Origin of the sequence: Streptomyces sp. SPB074, assembly GCF_000154905.1 — a bacterium.
Taxonomy (GTDB): Bacteria; Actinomycetota; Actinomycetes; order Streptomycetales; family Streptomycetaceae; genus Streptomyces.
Genome location: NZ_GG770539.1, coordinates 3,551,608 through 3,554,241, shown reverse-complemented (window position 1 = coordinate 3,554,241; position 2,634 = coordinate 3,551,608). Strand labels below are relative to the sequence as shown.

1 protein-coding gene is annotated in these 2,634 nt (G+C 74.8%); it reads left to right on the top strand.

The features are described 5' to 3' along the window. The first annotated feature begins 1,199 nt into the window (after window positions 1-1,199). Window positions 1,200-2,342: a metallophosphoesterase family protein gene (locus SSBG_RS14660; RefSeq protein ID WP_050776776.1), complete on the top strand. Its 1,143-nt coding sequence runs from the start codon at window positions 1,200-1,202 to the stop codon at window positions 2,340-2,342. Window positions 2,343-2,634: the final 292 nt, after the last annotated feature.

The following is a 2,634-nucleotide window of genomic DNA, read 5'->3' as shown; positions in this document are numbered from 1 at the left end:
CCAGCCCTCAGTTCCGCGACCTGAGCAGGCTTGAGTCCTGGCCTCGGGGGCCTGGGGTCGGGGCTTGGGCCCCGCCGCCGGCGGCTGAGCGGGCTCCGGGCCGGCGCGCAGCCCAGGTGCTGGGGCGTCCCGCCAACGACGCGTACGGGGCCGGTCCGAAATCGGCCCCCCATCGCGGTGGTCCCGGGCCGAGGCAGGCCCCCCGGCGTACGTCCCCGGGGCCACGGCTTCGACGTTGCTACTTTGAGACGGCCCCCTCCGGGCGGAACCCAGCGCCGGAGCGAGCAATTCACGACGGAGTCAGGCGTCACGGCAAACGCCTCAGGACGGGGCCCGCCGCCGGAGCAAGCGCCTCGGGACGGAGCTCGGCACCGGGGCAGGCGCCTCCGCGCGAAGCCAAGCACGCCCGCAGGTACCTGCGGGCGAAGCCCAGCACCAGGGCACGCCTCAGGACGCGGCGTACTACCGGGACACGCACTTCTGGGTTTAGCCCAACGCCGGATCGGACGTTGGAGCCCACCACCGAAGCCCGCGCCCCACGGCAGAGCCGAGCACCGGAGCACGCGCCCCAGGGCCAGGCGTAGCGCCGAGGCAGACACTTCCGGACCCCGCCCAGCGCCGGAGCGGAAGCCGGGGCGAAGCCGAGCGTCCCAGCGAGCCCTTCACGACGGGAGCCCGGCGCCGACGCGCGCACTCCCGATCACGCCCCAGCGCCGACGCATCGCGGGCGGCCCAGCCCCCGCGCGCACGCATCGGGCACAGCCCCACGCCCCCGCACACGCTCACAGCGGCCCAACACCAGCACGGACGCTCCGCGCGGCCCACCCCGGCCCCACGACGCCCGCACCCCCCAGACCCCACGCCCCGTACAACGCCAACCTCCACGGCCCCGCCATCCCCCGCCCCAAGCCCCTTCCCCCGTGGGACCTTCCCTCCCCCACGCCCGGTCCCGCCCCGCCCGTACTCCCTACGGGGGACCGGGGCCCCGCTCGGTGCGAACGCCGTGGGCGCCGGAAAGGGCGCCCCGCCCCGCCATTTCGGCGCAAAACACCGTCCAGGGGCAGAGTGCGGCGGGATTCACGACCCTGATGCGTCCCACACCCGGCACCGCATTCCTATGATGGGCGAACGACACCGAGGGCCGCTGCGACCGAGCAGTCCGGGCGGTGGGGAGCGGCGCGATCGTGGTGGAGGGGTCAATGACTCAGGGGGCCGGTCAGGGACCCGTGGAACGAACACCGACGGTGCGCGATTTCCGCGTCCCCGCCTACATGCCCCAGCCCGAAGCGTTCGCGGACGGAGCGGAGCCCTACGCGGGCGAGGGCGACAGGTACGCGGACGCGGCACAGGCGTACGCGGAACGTCAGGCCCCCGAGGCGGTCGCGCAGCCAGAGGCCGCGCCGGCCGCCGGTCCCGAGGCTCCCCGGGTTCCCCTGGACGAGGACTACACCCCCACCCAGCGCGACCTGCCCGTCATCGGCTCCCAGCCGGAGCCCGCGCCGGAGCCGTCCGCGAGCGGCCTCGGGCCGCTCTACGTCGTCGGCGACGTGCACGGCTACCTCGACGCGCTCGTGGCCGCCCTCCAGGAACAGGGCCTGCTCGACGAGGAAGCCCGCTGGGCGGCGGGGAACGCGCGGCTCTGGTTCCTCGGCGACTTCACCGACCGGGGCCCCGACGGCATCGGAGTCATCGACCTCGTCATGCGCCTGTCGGCCGAGGCCGCCGCCGCCGGCGGGTACTGCAAGGCCCTGATGGGCAATCACGAATTGCTCCTCCTCGGTGCGCGCCGCTTCGGCGACACCCCGGTCAGCTCCGGGGCGGGCACCGCGACCTTCCAGGCGGCCTGGCTCCTCAACGGTGGCCAGAAGACGGACATGGACCGTCTCCAGGACGTGCACCTCCAGTGGATGTCCCGGCTCGACGCGATCGTGGAGGAGGACGAGCACCTGCTGGTGCACTCCGACACCACCGCCTATCTCGACTACGGCTCCACGATCGAGGCCGTCAACGACACGATCCACGACGTCCTCACCCGCAACGACCCCGACGAGTGCTGGGACCTGTTCCGCAAGTTCACCAAGCGCTTCGCCTTCCGTGACGAACGGACGGGGCCCGAGGCGGTGCGGGAACTGCTCGACACCTTCGGCGGCTCGCGCATCGTCCACGGCCACAGCCCCATTCCGTACCTCCTCGGCGACGTCGGCTCCGAGGACGGCGAAGAGATCCAGCGTCCGGTGATCGAGGACCCGCACATTTACGCGGACCGGCTGGCGGTCGCGATGGACGGCGGCGTGACCATGGCGGGCACCCTGCTGGTACGTCAGGTGCCCTTCCCCGCCTGACGATCCCCCGGCCCGCCCCGGCTCCCGTCGTACGCCGCCACCACGGCCCGCACCCGCTCCCACCGCACGGCCCGCGCCGTGCCACGCGGCCACGCGCCCGCCGGGGCCGCACGGCTTCGCCTCGCGCCGCGCCGTACCACCCCGGGTCCGCCGTACCCGCCGCCGTCCCACCCCCGGCCCGTACGTACCCCGGTTCCGCTCCGGCGCGTGGCGGAGCCGTGCCGCCCGGCGCGCGGCGGCGACCGCCGTCCGCACGCCCCTCCCCGCCTGCCCGGACGGGCGCGCCGCCCGG